The organism is Streptomyces sp. WAC 01529 (genome assembly GCF_003945545.1).
GTDB classification, from domain to species: Bacteria; Actinomycetota; Actinomycetes; order Streptomycetales; family Streptomycetaceae; genus Streptomyces; species Streptomyces anatolicus.
Map to the genome: position 1 here is coordinate 1,088,622 of NZ_CP029617.1, position 18,420 is coordinate 1,107,041.

At 70.0% G+C, this 18,420-nt stretch carries 17 protein-coding genes and 4 pseudogenes; 8 read left to right on the forward strand and 13 right to left on the reverse strand.

The features are described 5' to 3' along the window. Positions 1-446: 446 nt before the first annotated feature. Both DMA15_RS04815 and DMA15_RS04820 read right to left on the reverse strand, forming a co-directional pair. The gene (locus tag DMA15_RS04815) at positions 447-656 is read right to left on the reverse strand and encodes a DUF6243 family protein (RefSeq protein ID WP_125511418.1); all 210 of its coding nucleotides are present in this window, start codon (positions 654-656) and stop codon (positions 447-449) included. 253 nt (positions 657-909) lie between these two features. Beyond that, positions 910-1,362: an SRPBCC family protein gene (locus DMA15_RS04820; RefSeq protein ID WP_125511419.1), complete on the reverse strand. Its 453-nt coding sequence runs from the start codon at positions 1,360-1,362 to the stop codon at positions 910-912. Positions 1,363-1,578: 216 nt separating this feature from the next. On the opposite strand from DMA15_RS04820, the pseudogene DMA15_RS04825 reads away from it, so the two are divergent. Continuing rightward, a pseudogene (locus DMA15_RS04825) lies at positions 1,579-2,193 on the forward strand (cardiolipin synthase B); the annotation flags it as partial. A gap of 214 nt (positions 2,194-2,407) precedes the next feature. Here the strand turns inward: DMA15_RS04825 and DMA15_RS04830 are convergent. Both DMA15_RS04830 and DMA15_RS37315 read right to left on the reverse strand, forming a co-directional pair. Further along, the gene (locus tag DMA15_RS04830; RefSeq protein ID WP_125511420.1) at positions 2,408-2,794 is read right to left on the reverse strand and encodes a DUF5958 family protein; all 387 of its coding nucleotides are present in this window, start codon (positions 2,792-2,794) and stop codon (positions 2,408-2,410) included. 233 nt (positions 2,795-3,027) lie between these two features. Beyond that, a pseudogene (locus DMA15_RS37315) lies at positions 3,028-3,120 on the reverse strand (XRE family transcriptional regulator); the annotation flags it as partial. Between the two features lie 3 nt (positions 3,121-3,123). Here DMA15_RS37315 and DMA15_RS37320 point away from each other — a divergent pair. Then, a pseudogene (locus DMA15_RS37320) lies at positions 3,124-3,808 on the forward strand (tyrosine-type recombinase/integrase); the annotation flags it as partial. Between the two features lie 131 nt (positions 3,809-3,939). Here the strand turns inward: DMA15_RS37320 and DMA15_RS04845 are convergent. Continuing rightward, entirely contained in the window at positions 3,940-4,350 is a 411-nt protein-coding gene (locus DMA15_RS04845; protein ID WP_125511421.1) for a hypothetical protein, read from the reverse strand. Positions 4,351-5,277: 927 nt separating this feature from the next. Between DMA15_RS04845 and DMA15_RS04855 the strand changes: the two are divergent. Continuing rightward, a pseudogene (locus DMA15_RS04855) lies at positions 5,278-5,397 on the forward strand (undecaprenyl-diphosphatase); the annotation flags it as partial. Between the two features lies 1 nt (position 5,398). Here the strand turns inward: DMA15_RS04855 and DMA15_RS04860 are convergent. Then, positions 5,399-5,767: a cupin domain-containing protein gene (locus DMA15_RS04860; protein ID WP_125511424.1), complete on the reverse strand. Its 369-nt coding sequence runs from the start codon at positions 5,765-5,767 to the stop codon at positions 5,399-5,401. A 427-nt stretch (positions 5,768-6,194) separates the two neighbouring features. Here DMA15_RS04860 and DMA15_RS04865 point away from each other — a divergent pair, with 427 nt between their 5' ends. The 3 genes from DMA15_RS04865 to lnt all read left to right on the forward strand — a co-directional run bounded on the left by DMA15_RS04865 (position 6,195) and on the right by lnt (position 9,124). Then, the gene (locus tag DMA15_RS04865; RefSeq protein WP_125511425.1) at positions 6,195-6,374 is read left to right on the forward strand and encodes a hypothetical protein; all 180 of its coding nucleotides are present in this window, start codon (positions 6,195-6,197) and stop codon (positions 6,372-6,374) included. 443 nt (positions 6,375-6,817) lie between these two features. Then, the gene (locus tag DMA15_RS04875) at positions 6,818-7,312 is read left to right on the forward strand and encodes a nuclear transport factor 2 family protein (RefSeq protein ID WP_125511426.1); all 495 of its coding nucleotides are present in this window, start codon (positions 6,818-6,820) and stop codon (positions 7,310-7,312) included. 60 nt (positions 7,313-7,372) lie between these two features. Then, positions 7,373-9,124, forward strand: a complete 1,752-nt coding sequence (gene lnt, locus DMA15_RS04880; RefSeq protein ID WP_125511427.1) for an apolipoprotein N-acyltransferase — start codon at positions 7,373-7,375, stop codon at positions 9,122-9,124. Here the strand turns inward: lnt and DMA15_RS04885 are convergent. Then, entirely contained in the window at positions 9,048-9,953 is a 906-nt protein-coding gene (locus DMA15_RS04885) for a Gfo/Idh/MocA family oxidoreductase (RefSeq protein ID WP_125511428.1), read from the reverse strand. The two genes, lnt and DMA15_RS04885, sit on opposite strands and share 77 nt — an antisense overlap. A 28-nt stretch (positions 9,954-9,981) precedes the next feature. Next, entirely contained in the window at positions 9,982-11,244 is a 1,263-nt protein-coding gene (locus DMA15_RS04890; protein WP_125511429.1) for an FAD-dependent monooxygenase, read from the reverse strand. Between the two features lie 149 nt (positions 11,245-11,393). Between DMA15_RS04890 and DMA15_RS04895 the strand changes: the two genes are divergently transcribed. Then, a complete protein-coding gene (locus DMA15_RS04895; protein WP_125511430.1) occupies positions 11,394-11,990 on the forward strand; it encodes a TetR/AcrR family transcriptional regulator in 597 nt (198 codons plus the stop codon). Between the two features lie 431 nt (positions 11,991-12,421). After that, positions 12,422-12,886, forward strand: a complete 465-nt coding sequence (locus tag DMA15_RS04900; RefSeq protein WP_125511431.1) for a hypothetical protein — start codon at positions 12,422-12,424, stop codon at positions 12,884-12,886. A 548-nt stretch (positions 12,887-13,434) separates the two neighbouring features. Here the strand turns inward: DMA15_RS04900 and DMA15_RS04905 are convergent. From DMA15_RS04905 to fabG, 5 genes are all read right to left on the reverse strand, one after another. Beyond that, a complete protein-coding gene (locus DMA15_RS04905) occupies positions 13,435-13,923 on the reverse strand; it encodes a tetratricopeptide repeat protein (RefSeq protein ID WP_125511432.1) in 489 nt (162 codons plus the stop codon). A gap of 175 nt (positions 13,924-14,098) precedes the next feature. Continuing rightward, on the reverse strand, positions 14,099-14,782 hold the full coding sequence (ung, locus tag DMA15_RS04910; RefSeq protein WP_125511433.1) for a uracil-DNA glycosylase: 684 nt from the start codon (positions 14,780-14,782) through the stop codon (positions 14,099-14,101). A gap of 188 nt (positions 14,783-14,970) precedes the next feature. Beyond that, positions 14,971-16,554, reverse strand: coding sequence for an ABC transporter substrate-binding protein (locus tag DMA15_RS04915; RefSeq protein ID WP_125517311.1), 1,584 nt, complete (start codon positions 16,552-16,554; stop codon positions 14,971-14,973). Between the two features lie 202 nt (positions 16,555-16,756). Then, entirely contained in the window at positions 16,757-17,512 is a 756-nt protein-coding gene (locus DMA15_RS04920; protein WP_125511434.1) for an SDR family oxidoreductase, read from the reverse strand. A gap of 17 nt (positions 17,513-17,529) precedes the next feature. Then, positions 17,530-18,291, reverse strand: coding sequence for a 3-oxoacyl-ACP reductase FabG (gene fabG / locus DMA15_RS04925; RefSeq protein ID WP_125511435.1), 762 nt, complete (start codon positions 18,289-18,291; stop codon positions 17,530-17,532). Positions 18,292-18,420 lie beyond the last annotated feature (129 nt).

Here is an 18,420-nt window from a genome sequence, read left to right on the forward strand (position 1 = left end):
CGTGGCGACGTGGGCACGCCCAAGCCGAGAAGCGCCCGGAATCAACCGGCGGGCCGTTCTTCGTTCCCGATCCCCACGGCGGCCCCGGCGCGCGGCCGTACCGCACCGGTGACTGGGCGAAGCTGACGGGCGAAGGCACCCTGGGATGGCCGTCGCTCCAGGTGCTCCTGAACGATCTGCCGCTGACCCCCAGCGGCAAGCTCGGCACTGCCGTTCTGCCCCACCTCTTGAGGGCGCCCGGGACGGCCGGGGCCACGCCTCCACGGCCCGGAAGCGAACCGGAAAGCGCCCTCGGGACGCTGATCGTGAGCGCGTATAGCACGGGTAATGGCGACCGCGCAGCGAGCTGAGCGGGACCGGCCGTGCCCGGTACGGCAGCAGGGCCCGGACCGCGCGTCGCGGTCCGGGCCCTGCCTCGTACGGTGCCGCCTTGAGGCGGCGGTGCGTCAGCTCTGTGCGGTGTCGGCGCCCGGCTGCTCGGCGCCCTCAGTGGCGCCCACCTTCTCGCGCATCTTGCGCACCAGCTCCGCCTTCTGGTCGGCGGCGCCCTGGCGGTCGAGGTTGCGGTGCGGGCCGTTGTTCTGCCGCTCGGCGCGGGACAGCCTCTTGCGCTTGCCGCCGCCCATGCCCACGGGGTTGTTGATGTTCTTGCTCATGGGTTCTCCCGGAATGATGTGAAGTGATCTACGGATTCATCGGTGGGGGACGGGCGCGGCGACGTCTGAGGACGTCAGCAGGGGCCCGTCACGCTCTCACTCGTAAATCGGCGTCTGGAAGAACATGACCAAGACGTTACCCGGTTCCGTCGGTCCCGCACACCAGTTTTCTCCCCGTGGGAGGTCGGGCGGGCCTTCGGTGAGCGCCCGGGGTCAGGTATTGGGGCTCAGGCATTGGGGGGCGCGCGTGGGGTCAGATCTGGCCGCGCCAGGCACCGGTCTCCACGCCACCGCGCTGCTCGATGAACGTCTTGAACCGTCCCAGATCGCCGGTGACCTGTCGTTTGACGAAGCCGAGCTTGTCGCCGACCGTCTCGGCCAGGCCCTGGGGGTCGAACTCCATTTGCAGCATGACCTTGGTACGCGCGTCGTCCAGGCGGTGAAAGGTGACGACGCCGGCCTGCTTGGCCTCCCCCTCCACCGTGGTCCACGCCACGCGCTCGCCAGGGATCTGTTCGGTGATCACGGCGTCGAACTCCCGCTCCACCCCGTCGATCTTCGTCACCCAGTGGGTGAGTGCGTCGCTGCGCTGCTCGATCCGCTGCACGCCCTCCATGAACTCGGGGAAGGTCTCGAACTGGGTCCACTGGTTGTACGCGGTGTGGACCGGCACGTTGACCTCGATCGACTCTTCGACTTGCGACACGGATGACACCTTTCCTTGTGGATGGGTCCGGGTGCACCGGCCTGACCGGGCCGTGCATCGCTCTGGCCCCCTCCGGGTGCCCCGAGCCCTCGCCTTCACTCCCACCTCTGCTGATCGGACACCCGCGGGCGGTGTGCACAGTCGGCTCGCCCCGGCGGAGGCCAGGCGCGCGGGGACGACCCATTTCCGACCGGCTCCGGCCGGCAGGGTGAAGCCATGGCGGTTCCGACGGTGTCCGAGCGCAAGCAGCGGATGCGGCGCCGCCTGGAGCGGCTGATCGGCATCGCCGCCACCGAGGGAAACGCGCTGGTGCCGCAGCGCAACGGCGACGAGATCTCACGGCGATGCTGGACGCCATCCGGGGCGCCGAGCACACCGTGGACATGATGACGTTCGTCTACTGGCGCGGGGAGATAGCCCGCCAGTTCGTGCGGGCACTGGCCGACCGGGCCCGCGCGGGGGTTGCGGGTGCGGCTGCTGCTCGTACCGCTCGCCCCTGAAGCAGAACGACCGCTGCCACCGCAAGGTACTCGTCGTCGACGAGCACACCGCGTTCACCTGCGAGGTGGGCATCGCCGAGGAGTGGGGCGGCGCCCGCAACGAGAACGAGTCGCGCGACACCCACGTCCAGGAACGCGGGTCCGGCAACGGACGGCCTCGCCGCCGCCTTCGCCCAGAACTGGGCCGAGTGCCACGACACCCTCTTCGACGACCGGGACCGCTTCACCGGCCACACCCCCGCGGGTGACGCGGTCGTCCAGGTCGTTCATCGAGCTGCTGTGCGCGGCCGCCCGGCGCGGCGTCGAGGTGGAGATCCTGCTGCCGGGCCCCACCGCGAAGCCATCGACCCCCTCGGCAACGTCCTGAGAGGCACCGAGGAGAGCCTCCCAGTGATCCACCTGCCGCCGTGCTCGTCCGCTGACGTTGCCGTCACCGTTGCCGTCAAATGCCCAGGAGCCTTTGCCGAGTGACGACTCGGCAGGGGCTTCCAATGTGCGTCCAAGCGAGCTCAGAACTCTTTGGGCCGCACCGGGAATGCCTGCGCCTACGACAGGTTGTGCCATGCGTGGCTACAAGTTCCCTGGCACTCCGTTTCTCTTCGTCGCGCGTCAGCCACGGAGAACGTCGAGACCAGTACACGAAAGGCCTTCACGTTCTCAGAGTCCGGAAGATTGATGATTTTCGCCATCCTGTCGGGAAGCGGTTCTCGAACGATCATCACGGCCGGATTTGCTGTGGGCTTCACTCCTGAGCCCGCAAGTCCTTTACGACCGTCTTCAACGGTCGCGTGAGCTTGCATGGAGTAATTGACCACCTCACGAAGCACGGCCTTCTGCTGGGCGGGCTCAAGAGCGGAGAACCATCTAACCCCCTCGTCTAGCTGGACTAGACCCTGAGCGATTTCATTAATAATCCGCTCCGATTCTTTCATGGGCCTCACTGTCCCCTCGGTAGGAATATGACGTGCGGCCTACTCTTGTCCAGTTCCGTATAGTGCCGCGCGTTAGGGTTGTAACTCTGGTAGAAGTCACGGCCACGGCCGCTACCCTCTCCGTCCCCGGTTCCCCGGGGCAGAGAGTTCTGAACGCTGTGGCGGGATCGCGATGGGCCTGCCCCTGTCTATCTGCGGCATTCTGGATGCGCTTCGCGTCGGTCGGGCTTGCAGCGGGCAGGGCGGGCCTGGCGGAGCGCCGGCCAGAGTGCGTGCACGTCTTCTCCCAGGGCCTTGGCCGCCTGGAGAGCTGTGGCACGACGTGGGATTCCGCCCTGGAGCACGTCGTCCGTGAGGAAGAGGTTTCGCGCAACGTCCGCACCGGCACACCCCGGGCCCCGACGTTTCGAACCCCTCACCGCCGACGAAGCCCACCGACTCCTCACCGCGCCCCAGGGCCACCGCCTGCACGCCCTGCTCGAACTCGCCCTCCACACCCGACTCCGCAAGGAGAACTCCTCGACCTGCGCTGGGAAGACCTCTAACTCGACGCGGGCACCGCCGCCATCCGCCGAACCCTGTAGCGCACCAGCGCAGGTGGGCTCACCGCGCTGCCCACCTAAACGCGGGCCTCCGAGCGCCGCATCGTCCTTCCAGCCGTTGTCTCCACTCTCTGAAGGTTCACCGCGAGCAGCAGCATCGCGAACGCGAGTCCGCAGGCACCACCGGGCAGCACAACGGGCACGTGTTCACTACGGTGCAGGGCAGGTCGATCGACCCGACCAGCATCACCTGCGCCTTCACCACGTTCCTACGCTCCTACGCAAGGCCGGTCTCCGCCGCATCCGCTTCCTCGACCTCAAACACTCCACCGCCACCCTGCTCCTGGAACAGGACGTCGAACTCGTCGTGATCGAGGAACTCCTCGGCCGTACCCCTCACAACCCCGCCGAGACCACCGACGAGCCCGACGACGGCGACGCACCGCCCCTTTGCGGAGTCCCCGTCCGCTGACATTGCCGGCAACTACTGCCGTCAAGAGCCCCAGAGGCCCCGCCGGATTCAGAATTTCCGGCGAGGCCTCTGACTTAAATCGCTACCTCAGCCTCGCTGAGAGTATTCCGCGTTGCGCGTTTCCCGATCCCTCAAGAACGAATTAAGTTCATCGAAGAGAACGGTAACCGCTTCGCCGCTTTCACCATGCGAGGCCGCACCCAAAGGTCGTTGTTCTCACCTGGGTAAGCGATTCTGATCACCAGAACCTGCCACGCGAGATTGGCGCCAAGACCCGACCTAGAAGCTAGCCACTCTCGAAATCCTTCGAGGAATCTCCAGTCGGTCGCGGCATCCATGCCGGTCAAAAATGCAGCGACCTCGCCGAATGTGGTCAAGCCATACAGGCGAGGACGCCTACGCACGTCAGCGATTCTGTCACGGAGATCCATATGTTCACCTGCTGCCTGGGAGCTGGATTGAAGACGAGGTCGTCGCCCAATTGCCAGCACCTTGTCCCCGACCTCGACATCCTCGATGTTCTTTGTCGAATCGTCGGCCATGAGGACATCGGTTCCTGGGAGGAAGCACTTACAGTTGGAAGGAATCCCCTTCTTTGCTTTCCTGGGGGACGCACTTTATTTTGTCGGATTATGCGCGAACATCGCCGCCAGGAGGCCTGGCACCAGATACGAATCGCTTTCGGTATCGTAACCTTTACTGGCGACCCATTTGTCGCAGTCTTCGCCGTAAGTGCAATTATCTACGTCGCGGCAGTCGCTATCGACGAGTGCGCCGAAGTATTCGGATGTGTGGAAGAAGTTACTGATGAGCCCCAGGACGATTGTGTCGCCTGTATTGGAGTCCGTAGGCCCAGGGCGGGCGTACTGCTTCGGCTGGCAGTGTCGTCCTGTCCAGTCGCAGGAGAAAGTTGGGCTGCCGCCCGACTCCCCAGTTCTTCCAGACGAGGAGGTGGGAGCGGTGCCCCCGCCTCCACCCCCGCCCCCGTACCCGCTCCCCCATTGGCTTCGTGGCCGTCGTTCCCGCCCTTGGGGCACGCCGGATCCATCCCGCCACACTTCAGCCGAGGCCACTGGGGTCAGCATTGCTCGGCGGGTTTTGCGCTCCGTAGCTGTATCCGTTGAGGGTCTGAGCCTTCCTTCTGTCCGGGGCGCGGCTGTACGTGTTCGCAGTGATCGGGCACGCCGGCCGGCGTACCCGCCTCCTGGGTGGCACAGGCGGCCAGTGATCATGCGCATGGCCTTGACCAGGCCCAGGTGGTAGTCGCCGATGACGAGCCGGACCCCGGTCAGACCGCGTTCGCACAGGTGACGCATGGAGCAGGAGATTGCCGATTCGCTGCAAACCAGGTGGCTGCGCTTCGTGGCGAGCGAGGAGAACGCTGGTCAGTGCCCCCTCTCTCCCATTCAATCTTGAAGAGTGGCGGAAACAGCAGGTCAAAGCAGTCAGGACCTCGACCTATGAACCGGTTCATGAAGTTCTTAACCACCAAGAGCTTCATGCCGTTCGTCTACTACCGCATCCTGCTCGGCATCGTGCTCGTCAGCATGGGTGTGCTCAGCCCCCACGCGGGGGAATCGGCGGGGTGAGCTAGCCCTCCGCCGCCGCCTTCGCGTAGTCCTCCGCCATGCCGCCCGCGAAGTCGTACAGCACGACCTGTTCCTCACCGACGACCCAGGCGTCATGACCGGGCGAGCAGACGAAGACATCGCCCGGTCCGACCTCGGTCTCGCCTCCGTCGTCCATGCGGATGTGCATTCGCCCCGCGACGACGTAGCCGTTGTGGTGGATCTGGCAGCTCTCGGTCCCCGCGAGCGGGGCCACCGACTCGGACCAGCGCCAGCCGGGCTCGAAGGTGGCCACGGCGAAGTCCAGCCCGGTGAGATGGGTGACTTCGAGGTGCCCATGGGGGAAATCTCGCCGCTCGTCCGGCTTCTCGACCGTCTTGACCTCCAACATGACGACTTCCTCCATTCGGGCCGTGCCCGTGCGTTCGGGTCATGCCCATGATCAGGAGTCAGTCGTTGCCGCCGCGGGGTCCGCGGCCGACATCACCAGCCGACCCCTTCACTCCATCGTCTGCCTGTCAACCGGAGGGCGCCACTTGGCCGCTCTGAGGCCACGCGTCAGAGCCAGGAGGGAGGCTCGTCAGGACTGAGGGCGGCTGCCGTGGTTGGCCGCGTGCTTGCGGCGGGACTTCTTCTTGCGGCGTCGCTTCGAGGACATGTCGCCACCTCTTCCGGTAGGGACCGCTGGGTCGTTTTCCACCGTTCCATACGGATATGAGGGCGGCGACCCGGGAGCGGTCGCCGGGTTTGATCACCAGGCGGAGGTGTGTGGTAGCTGACAGTTCCGATTGTCGTAGCCATCCCCTAGGCTTGGCGCCATGCCCTTAACCCCACCACCCCATGGTTCCGTGCGCTCTTCCGTCGAATTGAACGAGCGGATCCGCGGCCTGTGGCTGCGCGCGAGCGGCCGCCTCACCGCCGAACAGCGCAGAGAGTACGAGCAGTTGGTGACGGAATGGGCGGCGGCGGTCCGCGAAGAGATGGTGAAGGCCGCCTGAGGTGCCCCCGCCGCATGTCGCCCCGGACATATCCGTGCCAGTGCCCTCGGCCGGGGAGACCTGGACCGTCGGCGCGGTCATCCTCAACGAGCGCGGCGAGGCGGTCGAGCCCGGCTCCTCGTAGAGGTCGAAGGGGGCTGGGCCATCCCGCTCCGGGGGGCTGCCCCGATCTGGAGTGGTCCAAGCACAGCGCGTACGGCTGGTTCGGGCCCTCGGAGCTGCACCGGCTCAAGGAGAACCGCGCGCCCGGGGAGTTCCTGATCCACGATCTCGTCAGCCGCGTGCTCGGGCGGCAGGACGGGTCCGCGCGTCCCTGACGTCCCCGCGCCGGTGAGGCGGCCCGTGCCGACGAGCCGAGCCGTCGGCGTCCACCTGCTCGTCGCCGAGACTCTGCACCCTGCAAACCCCTTGGCTCCGCACCCCCCGTGCCCAACACTGAGCCGATGACGCAGCGCGTGGAACTCGCCACCGTGATCGACCGGTTGGCCATCGATGCCCTCATCACCGAGTACGCGGTGACCGTCGACGACGGCGACTGGAACGCCTACCGGCAATTGTTCGTCCCGGAAGGGCGCGCCGACTACCGCTCCGCGGGCGGTATCGAGGGCGGGGCCGCCGAGGTGGCCGCCTGGCTGGCCGAGACGATGCGGATGTTCCCGATGCGCCAGCATCTCGTCGTCAACCGCAGGCTGGAGTTCGGCGCGCTGGAGGGGGACGTCGGCGACACCGCACACGTACAGGCCGACTATGTGAACCCCATGCGGTTCGCGGACGGCGCCGGCGACTCCGACGTCTCCACGGAACCCGATTTCGTATGCGGCGGGCGCTACGCCTTCTCCCTGCTGCGCACGCCCGACGGCTGGCGGCTGCGCGCGGTCGCCGTACGGGAGAAGTGGCGCCGCGGCCCCCACCACCCGGAAAAACGCCCCCTGTTCTAGATCGTCGGCGGCGCGCACACTGGGTACACGACCGGGCGTCGCGGACCGAGGAGGCGCTGCATGGATCTGTTCGGCGACGACCGGCGGCAACGGCCCGGGCACCCCGCCGAGCGGCTGCTCACGTCGCGTTGGTCGCGGGGCGGCATCGCGGTCCTGGCCGGCGCGCTGCCCGCCCTCGCGTTCCCCGCTCCGTCGCTGTGGTGGTTCGCGTACGTAGCCCTTGTGCCGTGGATCCTCCTGGTCCGGACGGCCGCGACCGGTCGGCGGGCGATGCTCGACGGCTGGCTCGGCGGTCTCGGCTTCATGGTCGCCGTGCATCACTGGCTGCTGCCGAGCCTGCATGTGTTCACGGTCGTCATCGCGGCGCTGCTCGGCCTGTTGTGGGCGCCGTGGGGCCGGCTGGTGCGCAGGTTCCTGACGGGCGTGCCGACGCCGGGGCGTGCCGCGGCCGCGCTGGTGGTCCTGCCCTCGGGCTGGCTCCTTGTCGAACTGATCAGGTCCTGGGAGGGCTTGGGCGGCCCCTGGGGCCTGCTCGGCTCCAGCCAATGGCAGCTGCCCCCGGCCCTGCGGCTGGCCTCGGTGGGCGGGGTGTGGCTGGTCAGCGCGCTGGTGGTGGCCGTCAACACGGGGGTAGCGCTCCTGGTCGTCGCGTGGGCGGCACGCGGGAGGGCGCCCGCTGCGGGGTACATACCGGGGCCCACCTCCCTCTCCGGCCCCGAAGGCTCCGCCACCCCCGGGGACCCCGCCACCCCTCGGGGCCCCGCCGCCCCCGCCCTGGTCGGCCTGCTCACCGTGGTCGCCATGGCCGTCGCCGCCTGGTCCTTGGCCCCCCGGCCCGAAACCGCGGGGCACACCCGGGTGGCCGTCGTGCAGCCCGGCGTCATCGACGGCATCGCGGGCGCCGAGAAGCGCCTCGCCCGCCAGGAGACGCTGACCCGCTCGCTCGCGGGGCGCGACCTGGACCTGGTCGTATGGGGCGAGAGCAGCGTCGGCTTCGACCTGGCCGAACGGCCCGACGTGGCCCGCCGCATCGCCGCGCTCTCCCGCGAGGTCGGCGCGGACATCCTGGTGAACGTGGACGCCCGCCGCTCCGACCGGCCCGGCATATACAAGAGTTCCGTGCTCGTGGGCCCGGACGGCCCGACCGGCGACCGCTACGACAAGATGCGGCTGGTCCCCTTCGGCGAGTACATACCGGCGCGTTCCCTGCTCGGCTGGGCCACCTCCGTCGGCAAGGCGGCGGGCGAGGACCGCAGGCGCGGCGACCGCCAGGTGGTGATGGACGCGGGTCACGGCCTGCGGGTCGGCCCGCTGGTCTGCTTCGAGTCGGCGTTCCCCGACATGAGCCGTCAACTCACCCGTGACGGTGCGCGGTTGCTGCTCGCCCAGTCCGCCACGTCGTCGTTCCAGAGCAGCTGGGCCCCCGAGCAGCACGCCTCGCTCGCCGCGCTCCGCGCCGCCGAGACGGGCCGCCCGATGGTGCACGCCACCCTCACCGGCGTCTCCGCGGTCCACGCCCCCGACGGCTCACGCGTCGGCGCCGCGCTCGGCACCTCGGCGAGCACCGCGGAGGTGTACGACGTTCCGCTCGGTGAGGGGACGACGGCGTACGTCAGGTGGGGCGACTGGCCCCTGTACGGCGCGCTCCTGGTGCTCGCGGCACTCTGCGCGGCCGAAGGCGCACGGGTCCTGAAGCGCCGCGGGCACCTCGGGCGCCCCGACCGCCGCGGGCCCCTCAGCCGCCCTGCGTCTGAGCGGCGAGGACCACGCGCTCGCACAGCTCATGGGTCGCCAGTGCGTCCCGGGCGCTGAGCACCTTGCCCGCGCGCACGGCGTCGAGGAAGGCGAGGACGACCTGTTCGATGCCGCGCTGGCGGGCCACCGGGACCCAGTCGCCGCGCCGCCGCACGCTGGGCTGGCCCTTGTGGTCGATGACCTCGGCGAGGTTGAGCACCTGCCGCTTGGTGTCCTGCCCGGAGACCTCCAGGATCTCCTCCGTCGAGCCGCTCAGCCGGTTCATCACACCGAGCGCGGTGAAGCCGTCACCGGCCAACTGCAGCACGACGTGCTCCATCAGTCCGTCGACGACCCGGGCACGTACACCGACGTGGTCGATCGGCCCCGGCGCCAGGAAACGCAACGTGTCCACGACGTGGATGAAGTCGTCGAGCACCAGCGTGCGCGGGTCCTCCGGCAGCCCGACGCGGTTCTTCTGCATCATGATCAGCTCGCGCGGGTGGTCGGCGCACTGCGTGTAACCGGGCGCGTAGCGGCGGTTGAAGCCGACGGCGAGGCTGACGCCTCGGTCCTCGGCGAGGCGCACGAGACGCTCGGAGTCGGCGAGTTCGTACGCGAGGGGCTTGTCGACGTACGTCGGTACGCCCGCCTCGATGAGCCGGGTGACGATCTCCGGATGCACGGCGGTCGGCGCGTGCACGAACGCGGCGTCCAGGCCCCGCGCGAGCAGCGAGTCCAGGTCGGTGTGGCAGTGCGCGTCCGGGATGTGGTGGACGCCCGCGACCTGGGCGAGCGTGGCGGGCGTGCGGGTCTGCAGGTGCAGCTCGACGCCTGGCCGGGTGGTGAGGACCGGCAGATACGCCTTCTGAGCGATGTCCCCGAGTCCGATGCAGCCGATCTTCACCACTGTCTCCCTACCGCCTACCGCTGGCCTACTGCTGTGCTGGCTCGCGCCCCGGCGCCCGCGCGGTGCGCGGGGACGCTCCGGTCGCCGTTCCCGCAGCATACGGGGCCTGCGGTGGGCTCCAGTCGGCGATGGAGGCGAAGCCGCGCGGGATGAGGTTCGGCCCGAGCCGCGAGGCCGTCGCGACCAGGGCGTCGCGTACGGCGATGAGGGGGCCGCTCGTCAGGTGCGTGACGCGGGAGGCGCGCGCGGCCCGGCGGACGATGTCCGTGGTGCGGGGGACACGCGCCGCGCTGTAACCGGCTAGGCCCGCCCCGAGATCGCCGCCGGGCGAGGCGTGGTGGGCGAGCACGACGCCGTCCTCGATGGCTTGGTTGCCGCCCTGGCCGAGGCTCGGCGTCATGGCGTGCGCGGCGTCCCCGACGAGGGCGACGCGGCCCCGATGGAAGGCGGCGAGCGGGGTGGCGAGGTGGTGGACGTCGTTGCGCAGGATCTGGTCGGGCCTGACGGCGGCGATCAGATCGGGGATCGGAGCGTGCCAGTCGGCGAAGCGGCGCAGCAGCTCGGCCTTCTCGCCGTCGGGCGCGTTCTCCCCGTCGAGCGCCTTGCCGCCTTCGGGCAGCCGGGCCGTGGCATACACGTACACCCGGCCGTCCTTGAGCGGGTGCGTGCCCCAGACGCCGCCGCGGCCCCAGGTCTCGTGCGGCACGAGCGGCATCCCTGGCGCGGGGATGACGAACCGCCACGCGGTGAATCCGGCGTACGCGGGTCCGGGGTGGGCCGGGAAGAGGGCCGCGCGCACGGCGGAGTTGATGCCGTCGGCGCCGACGACGAGGTCGGCCTCGATGTCCTCGTCCCCGGTGGTGACGACGGCGCGACGGTCGGCGGTGCCGGGGTCGGCGAGGCGGGCGCGCACGCCGGTGCGCAGGGTGTCCCCGGGGAGCGCCGAGACCAGCAGGTCGACGAGGGTCGCCCGGTGCAGCATCACGAGCGTTCCGCCGTACGTCTTCTCGGCCTCGGCGGCGCTCGTACGCACCAGCCAGCGGCCGTTCTGGGCGCGCACGCCACCTTGGCCCTGCCAGGAGGCCAGTTCCCGGACGCGGTCGCCGAGGCCGAGGACGTCCAGGGCGCGCTGGGAGTTGGGGGCGAGTGCGATGCCGGCGCCGACGGGTTCCAGGGAGGCGGCGCGCTCCAGGACGGTGACGCTCCAGCCGGACTCGTGCAGACCGATGGCGGCGGTCAGGCCGCCGATGCCGCCGCCGATGACGACCGCGTGGGGCTGGTGGTTCATGGCTCCTCCTCCGTGGTGCCGCGGGTTGCGCACGGCATCCGTGGGCGGTGGCTTGGCCGCGCACGCACCCACCACACCCTCACTACGCCTGTAGTAACCGGACACCCAGACCGTACTACACCTGTAGTGATCGCGGTAAGCTTTCCGCCATGTCCGTACGCAGCGCCGGGACGCCCCGCACCGAACTGATCGCCGACACCGCTCTGGCCCTGCTCGCCGAGCGGGGCATGCGAGGCCTCACGCACCGGGCCGTCGACGAGGCGGCGGGGCTGCCGCAGGGCTCGACGTCCAACTACGCGCGCACGCGCCTGGCCCTCCTGGAGGCGGCGGTACGACGGCAGGCGGAACGGGAGGCGGAAGTCCTCGCCCCCACCGAGCTGTGGGACCCGGCGTCCGGCCGGGACCACCTCGCCGCGGCGCTGGCCCTCGCCCTGCACCGCTATCTGACCGGCGACGACCACCGCCAACTCCTCGTCTCCCGCTACGAGCTGGCCCTCGAGGCGACCCGCAGACCGGAACTGCGCGCGTACTACGACGCGGCGGGCGCGCGCTTCAGGGACCCCCTCACAGCCCTGCTGCGGGCGGCGGGCTCCCCCGCCCCCGAACGCCACACGCTCTCCCTGGTGGCGTGGTGCGACGGCCTGATGTTCTCGTGCGTGGCGGGCTCGTACCACGCCACGACACCGACGGAGGCAGAGCTGCGAGCGGGCGCGGGGGAACTACTCCGGGGGATGCTCCCCGCCTGACCCGGCTGGGGTGGCGCGCTGGGTCTGCTCGGCGGGGTGCCGTACCGGTCCGGTCGCCACGTCGGCGCGAGCCCGGCCCCCCGTCTCCCGCGACGCGGTCAGGCCGGGTTCGCGTGCTGGGCCCCGCCCGAGCGCGCGCGGCGAGGTGCGTACCCGTCCGGCGCGGGCCCGGCCCTTGCCTGCCGCGACGCGGTCAGGCGGGGTTCACGCACAGGACCCCGCACTGGGCCCACGCCACGGGGTGACGAACCGATCCGGATTGCCACGTCGGCGCAGGCCCGGACCCCGCCTGCCGCAACGCGGGCTCGACAGGTCGGAAGGCTCGTCACCTTGCGCCCTGCGCCGCCTCGCCCCGCCCCCGCATCACCCATGCGGGGCATATTCCCCGCGTCCCGACCCCAAAGGGCCCCGGAAGCCGCAGAGTTGTCCGGATGCCTCGATCCTCCGCCTCCGCCAGCACCGCCCTCCTCCTCTCCGTGGCCGTCTCCGTCACCGCCTCCGGTTGCGTGGGCGTCGAGCAGTCGGCCGGGCCCCGCCCCGCCGCGACCCCCGTGTCACCGACCGCCCCCCGCACCGACGGCAGAAGCCGACCGCAGATCGAGCAGCCCCCCGGCCGGGAGGTGCTGCAGCGCGTGGACCCGCCCCGTCGCCCCGCACCCCGGAGCCCGGCCGCCGACGTCCGCCCCGCCGTCCCACCACCCCGCGCCGAACAGCCGAAGCCGAAGCCGCCCCCAGTACGCAGGCCCCCTGCGGCACGGCCCGACGCGGGAGCCACCCGGCCCGCACCGCCCTCCAGGCCGCCCGCCGCCGACGTCTGCGCACTCGGCGAAGCCTATGGAGGATGGCAACCGGACAGCCCGCAAGCGGTCATCTGCCGGAAGACGTACGGCCGTTGAGGCGTCGGCGCGGCGGAGCCGAAACCCCCGGGCCCAGTCCCCAGCCCAAAGCGGGGCCTGGCCGGGCGGGGCAGTCGGCCCGAGTGCGGGTGGGTCCGAACCGAGCCGGGGCGCCGGGCGGGGCCCGAGCCCGTCCGAGCCAGGCTCGAACCTGGCCGCCGGAGTGGCTCCGCGGTCCGAATCGGGCGGGCGGTCCGAAGGCAAGCCGGGGTGAGACCGAACCGGGCAGGGGCGGCCCGAGCCGACCGTATACGAGCCGGACCGAGTCAGCCCGAACCGAGCGAGCCATGCCCGAGCCAGTCCTAGCCGGGGCGAACCGACCGGACCCAAGCCAGTCCCAGCCAAGTCCGAACCGGGCGGACCCGGTCCAGCCGAGTCCGAACCGAATCCGAACCGGGCGAGCCAACCTGACCCGATCCGAGCCGACCCGAGCCAGGTCCGACCCGAGCCACGTCCGAACCGGCCCCACCCCCCAGCGGCGACACCCCCGTGCCCGCCGCTACGCACCCGTACCCCGAACCCCCGCCCCCGGCGCCCCGCCCGCCCCCTCACTCCTCCTCGCTCCCCTCCCCCACCTCCCGCTCCAGCCTCGCGATGGCCGCCTTGATGCCGTTGCCGTACCCGTCGTCCTCCAGCGCGCCCACCGCGCCGCGTGCCCGGCGCAGATGGCTGCGGGCCGCTTCGGGGCGGCCCAGCTTCATGTAGTCCGCCGCGAGGTTCAGGTGCAGGGAGGGGTAGAAGCCGCGCACCGCCAGCGACTGGTGATGCGCGTTCAGGCGCTCGTCCGTCAGCTCGTCCGCCGCCGACAACGCCCGCAGGTCCCACGCCAGTTCGGCGGAAGGGTCCTCCTGCGTGTCCGCCATGTAGTGCGCGAGCGTGCAGCGGTGCAGCGCGTCGCCGTCCTCGCCGATCTCCCCCCACAGGCCGAGGAAGCGGTCCTGCGCCTCCTCGCGGTCACCGCCGTGATGCAGCATGACCGCCTGCCCGATCCGCGTCATCATCGCGTCCTCCGCCGTCTGCTCCTGCTGCTCCGTCACCGGGTCCTCCATGGTCGTACGGCCATCGCCACGCCCCCATCCCCCACGACGCTAGCCGCCACCACTGACAATCACGGTCAGGCACGTTCGCGGACGGCGGCGCTCACGCGTACCGCTGGGCCAGCCCGGTGACGCTCCCGGTTCGGGTGCCCGAGGAACCGCCGATCCGCACCACTCAGCCGATGTCCGGGATCCGCCAGTCGATCGGCTCGTGCCCCTGCGCCGCCACCGCCTCGTTGATCTGCGTGAACGGACGCGAACCGAAGAACCTTTTCGCGGAGAGCGGCGAGGGGTGCGCGCCCTTGACGACGACGTGCCGCTCCTCGTCGATGAGCGGGAGCTTCTTCTGGGCGTAGTTCCCCCACAGTACGAAGACCGCGGGGTCGGGGCGCTCGGCCACCGCGCGGATCACCGCGTCCGTGAACTTCTCCCACCCCTTGCCCTTGTGGGAGTTCGCCTCACCGGCCCGCACGGTGAGCACCGCGTTCAGCAGCAGGACGCCCTGCTCGGCCCACGGCATCAGATAGCCGTTGTCCGGCACGGGGTGGCCCAGCTCCTCCCGCATCTCCTTGTAGATGTTCCGCAGCGAGGGCGGGGTCTTCACGCCGGGCCGCACGGAGAAGCACAGCCCGTGGCCCTGGCCCGCGCCGTGGTAGGGGTCCTGGCCGAGGACCAGGACCTTCACCCGCTCGTACGGCGTCGCGTCGAGGGCCGCGAAGACCTCCTCGCGCGGGGGGTAGACGGGACCCCTCGCCCGCTCCTGCTCGACGAACTCGGTGAGCTGCTCGAAGTAGGGCTTCTGCAGCTCCTCACCGAGGACTCCGCGCCAGGACGCGGGCAGCATGGCGATGTCGGTCACGTCAACAACCTCCGGTGTGCGATCACTTCTGCGAAGAACCTACCGGCGGCCACTGACAATCGGCTCCGAGCCCCTCGGGCCCGACCCCACGCCCGTCGGGTCCGGCCCCACGCCCCTCGGACCCAGCCCCACGCCCGCCGGGCCCGGCCCCGCACCCGCCAGGCCCGGCCCCGGCCCCCGCCGCCCCGCTACCAGCTGGTCTTCCGCTGAAGCTCCCACATCATCATGATCGCCGAGGGGTCGAGCGCCCGCTCGCCGCCCGCGATCTCCTCGCTGGACATGATGTACTGCTTGCCCTGCCAGAGCGGCAGCAGCCTGACGTCGTCGACCAGGATCTCCTGGGCCCGCTCGAAGTCGTCGATCACCGCGCCCCGGTCGGTCTCCCTGCGCTCGCGCGGCAGCAGTTCGTCGGTGATCTCCTTGGAGACGTAAGGCGTGTTGAGCGCGTTCTTCGGGCCGACGAACGGCGCGATGAAGTTGTCCGCGTCGGGGAAGTCGGGGAACCAGCCACGCCCGAAGACGGGGTACTCGCCTCTGCTGTAGCCCTCCTGGAACTCGGTCCACGGACGGCTCTTGATCGTGATCTTGAAGAGGCCCGACGCCTCCAGCTGCCGCTTGAGTTCCGCGAACTCCGGGGCGGTGGCCGATCCGTAGCGGTCGGTGGTGTGCCAGAGGGTGAGCGGGACGGGCTCGTTGATGCCGGCGTCGGTCAGGATCTTCCTGGCCTTGGCCGCGCTGGGGTTCCCGTAGTCGTCGAAGAAGCCGGTGGCGTGGCCGGTGAGGCCCCTCGGCACCATCGAGTACAGCGGCTCGACGGTGTCCTTGTAGATCTTGTGGGCGAGGGCCCCGCGGTCGACTATCTGTGCGAAGGCCCGCCGGACCGGCAGCTTCCGCGCCCAGGGGTCCTTGGTGTTGAACACCAGGTAGCGGATCTCGGTGCCCGCGCCCTCGACGAGTTCGATGTCCTGCTCGCGCCGGCTCTTGCTCTGCATGGCGACGATGTCCTCGGAGGCGAGGCCGCGGAAGGTCACGTCGATCTGGTTCTTCTTGAGGGCGTCGACCATCGCCGACGACTTCTTGAAGTAACGGATGGTGACGGCGTCGTTCTTGATGTCGGCCGCGCCCTTGTAGTGACTGTTCTTGACCAGCTCGGCCTTCTGGTTCGGCGTGTACGCCTCCAGGGCGTACGGCCCGGAGCCGGTGATCTCGTTGCCCTCGCGGAGCTTGTCCGCCGGGTAGTCGTCGGGGTTGACGATCGACATGGCGGGCGTCGCGAGCACGAACGGGAAGGTCGCGTCCGCCTTCTTCAGGCGGAAGATCACGGTCCGCTCACCCTTGGTGCGGACCGTGTCGAGCGAGCCGAGCAGCCCCACCGGCCCGCCCTTCACCACACCCTTGGCCTCGATCGTCCTCATGCGGTCGAAGGAGTACTTGACGGCCGCCGCGTCCAGCGTGTCACCGTCGGAGAACTTCAGCCCCTCACGCAGCTCACAGCTGAAGACCGTGTTCGAGGCGTCCGTGAACTCGCAGGACCGCGCGGCGTCCGGCTCGGGCTCGGTGGCCCCCGAGGGGAAGCTGAGCAGCGTCTGGAAGACGTTCCTGTACAGCTCCCAGGAGCTGTCCCAGGCCTTGGCCGGGTCCAGGGTGCTCGGCGCGCTCATCGTGCCGACGGTGATCCGCTGTTCCTCGTCCGGTCCTTCGGAGGACAGCACCCCGCAACCGGCGAGCAGGGACATCGACGCGAGCGCCGCCAGCTGTCGCCGACCCCTCATACGCTTCACGGCGGGAACTTCACTGAACACGCGCACGCTCCTCGATCGGCCATGCCATGGGATCGGCAGACAATATCGCAGCGCCCCGCCGGGCCAACTGCTGGCGCCGACAGGGCACTTGATGCGCGTGTAAGTCTCTTTTGACCGCCTAACCAACGGTTGTACGACCTTCTTCGGCCGACGCCCGCTTGGGCAGTCTTCGTCAGCCGACGCCCGCATTCAGGAAGATGCCGCCGTCGACCACGAGCGTCTGCCCGGTGATCCAGTCGGACTGGCTCGAGGTGAGGAACGCGGCCGCGCCGCCGATGTCCTCCGGCACGCCCAGCCTGCCGAGCGGGTAGGAGGCGGCGGTCTCGGCCTCGCGGCCCTCGTAGAGCGCCAGGGCGAACTTGGTCTTGACGACGGCGGGCGCGATGGAGTTCACGCGCACCTTCGGCGCGAACTCGTGCGCCAGCTGGAGGCTGAGGTTGACCATGGCTGCCTTGCTCATCCCGTACGCCCCGACGAAGGGCGAGGCGGAGACGCCTGCGACGGAGGCGATGTTCACGATCGCGCCGCCGTTCTCGCTCTGCCAGGCCTTCCAGGTCTGCTGGGCGAAGCCGAGCGCCGAGATGACGTTGGTCTCGTACACCTTGCGCGCCACGTTCAGGTCCAGCTCGGCGATCGGCCCGAAGACCGGGTTCGTACCGGCGTTGTTGATCAGGAAGTCGACCCGGCCGAACGCCTCCATCGTGCGGGCGACGGCGACCGCCTGGTGCGCCTCGTCGTGGGCCTTGCCCGCGACGCCGATGACCCGGTCGGAGCCGAGCCTCTCGACGGCCTCCTTGAGGGCGTCCTCGTTGCGTCCGGTGATGCAGACGCGATCCCCCCTGGCGACCAGGGCCTCGGCGATGCCGTAGCCGATGCCGCGGCTCGCGCCCGTGACGAGCGCGGCCTTCCCACTGTCCTGCACAGTCATGATCTCCGCCTTCCGGGTCAGTTGAGCGGGCCGCCGGCGACGTACATGACCTGCCCGGAGACGAAGCCCGCGGCGTCACCCGTGAAGAAGGCGATGGCGTTGGCGATGTCCTCGGGGCGGCCGACGCGCTGCACCGGGATCTGGGTGGCGGCCGCCGCCTGGAACTCCTCGAAGTCCATGCCGACGCGGTCCGCGGTGGCCTTGGTCATCTCGGTGACGATGAAGCCGGGGGCGACGGAGTTGGCGGTGACGCCGAACTTGCCCAGCTCCTTGGCCAGGGTCTTGGTGAGGCCCTGGAGACCGGCCTTGGCGGCGGAGTAGTTGACCTGGCCGCGGTTGCCGAGCGCGGAGGACGAGGAGAGGTTCACGATACGGCCGAAATTCGCGTCCACCATGTGCTTCTGCACGGCGCGGGACATCAGGAACGCGCCGCGCAGGTGCACGTTCATGACCGTGTCCCAGTCGCTCGCGCTCATCTTGAAGAGGAGGTTGTCGCGGAGCACACCGGCGTTGTTGACGAGGATCGTCGGCGCGCCCAGCTCCTCGGCGATGCGGGCGATCGCGGCCTCGACCTGGGCCTCGTCGGACACGTCGCAGCCGACAGCGAGCGCCTTGCCGCCGGCCGCGGTGATCCGCTCGACGGTGTCCTTGCAGGCGGCCTCGTCGAGGTCGATGACGGCGACGGCGCGGCCCTCCGCGGCGAGCCGTACGGCCGTCGCCGCGCCGATGCCCCGCGCCCCTCCGGTCACGACCGCGACGCGCTGCTCAGTGGTGGACATGCTGGTTCTCCTCGCCCTTGGGATGCGGCTCCACGGTACGCCCGATGAGTGAGCGACCGCTTAGTACCTTCAGCTGGACGAGACGCTAGAAGCCCTGGCACCGGGTGTCAACGGCGTGCGGCCAGCTGT

What these genes read in the sequence shown, in the direction of transcription:
- DMA15_RS04815 (WP_125511418.1), bottom strand. Translation starts at nt 656, where the DNA reads ATGAGCAAGAACATCAACAACCCCGTGGGCATGGGCGGCGGCAAGCGC.
- DMA15_RS04830 (WP_125511420.1), bottom strand. Translation starts at nt 2,794, where the DNA reads ATGAAAGAATCGGAGCGGATTATTAATGAAATCGCTCAGGGTCTAGTC.
- DMA15_RS04845 (WP_125511421.1), bottom strand. Translation starts at nt 4,350, where the DNA reads ATGGCCGACGATTCGACAAAGAACATCGAGGATGTCGAGGTCGGGGAC.
- DMA15_RS04860 (WP_125511424.1), bottom strand. Translation starts at nt 5,767, where the DNA reads ATGTTGGAGGTCAAGACGGTCGAGAAGCCGGACGAGCGGCGAGATTTC.
- DMA15_RS04865 (WP_125511425.1), top strand. Translation starts at nt 6,195, where the DNA reads ATGCCCTTAACCCCACCACCCCATGGTTCCGTGCGCTCTTCCGTCGAA.
- DMA15_RS04875 (WP_125511426.1), top strand. Translation starts at nt 6,818, where the DNA reads ATGACGCAGCGCGTGGAACTCGCCACCGTGATCGACCGGTTGGCCATC.
- lnt (WP_125511427.1), top strand. Translation starts at nt 7,373, where the DNA reads ATGGATCTGTTCGGCGACGACCGGCGGCAACGGCCCGGGCACCCCGCC.
- DMA15_RS04890 (WP_125511429.1), bottom strand. Translation starts at nt 11,244, where the DNA reads ATGAACCACCAGCCCCACGCGGTCGTCATCGGCGGCGGCATCGGCGGC.
- DMA15_RS04895 (WP_125511430.1), top strand. Translation starts at nt 11,394, where the DNA reads ATGTCCGTACGCAGCGCCGGGACGCCCCGCACCGAACTGATCGCCGAC.
- DMA15_RS04900 (WP_125511431.1), top strand. Translation starts at nt 12,422, where the DNA reads ATGCCTCGATCCTCCGCCTCCGCCAGCACCGCCCTCCTCCTCTCCGTG.
- DMA15_RS04915 (WP_125517311.1), bottom strand. Translation starts at nt 16,554, where the DNA reads ATGAGGGGTCGGCGACAGCTGGCGGCGCTCGCGTCGATGTCCCTGCTC.
- DMA15_RS04920 (WP_125511434.1), bottom strand. Translation starts at nt 17,512, where the DNA reads ATGACTGTGCAGGACAGTGGGAAGGCCGCGCTCGTCACGGGCGCGAGC.
- fabG (WP_125511435.1), bottom strand. Translation starts at nt 18,291, where the DNA reads ATGTCCACCACTGAGCAGCGCGTCGCGGTCGTGACCGGAGGGGCGCGG.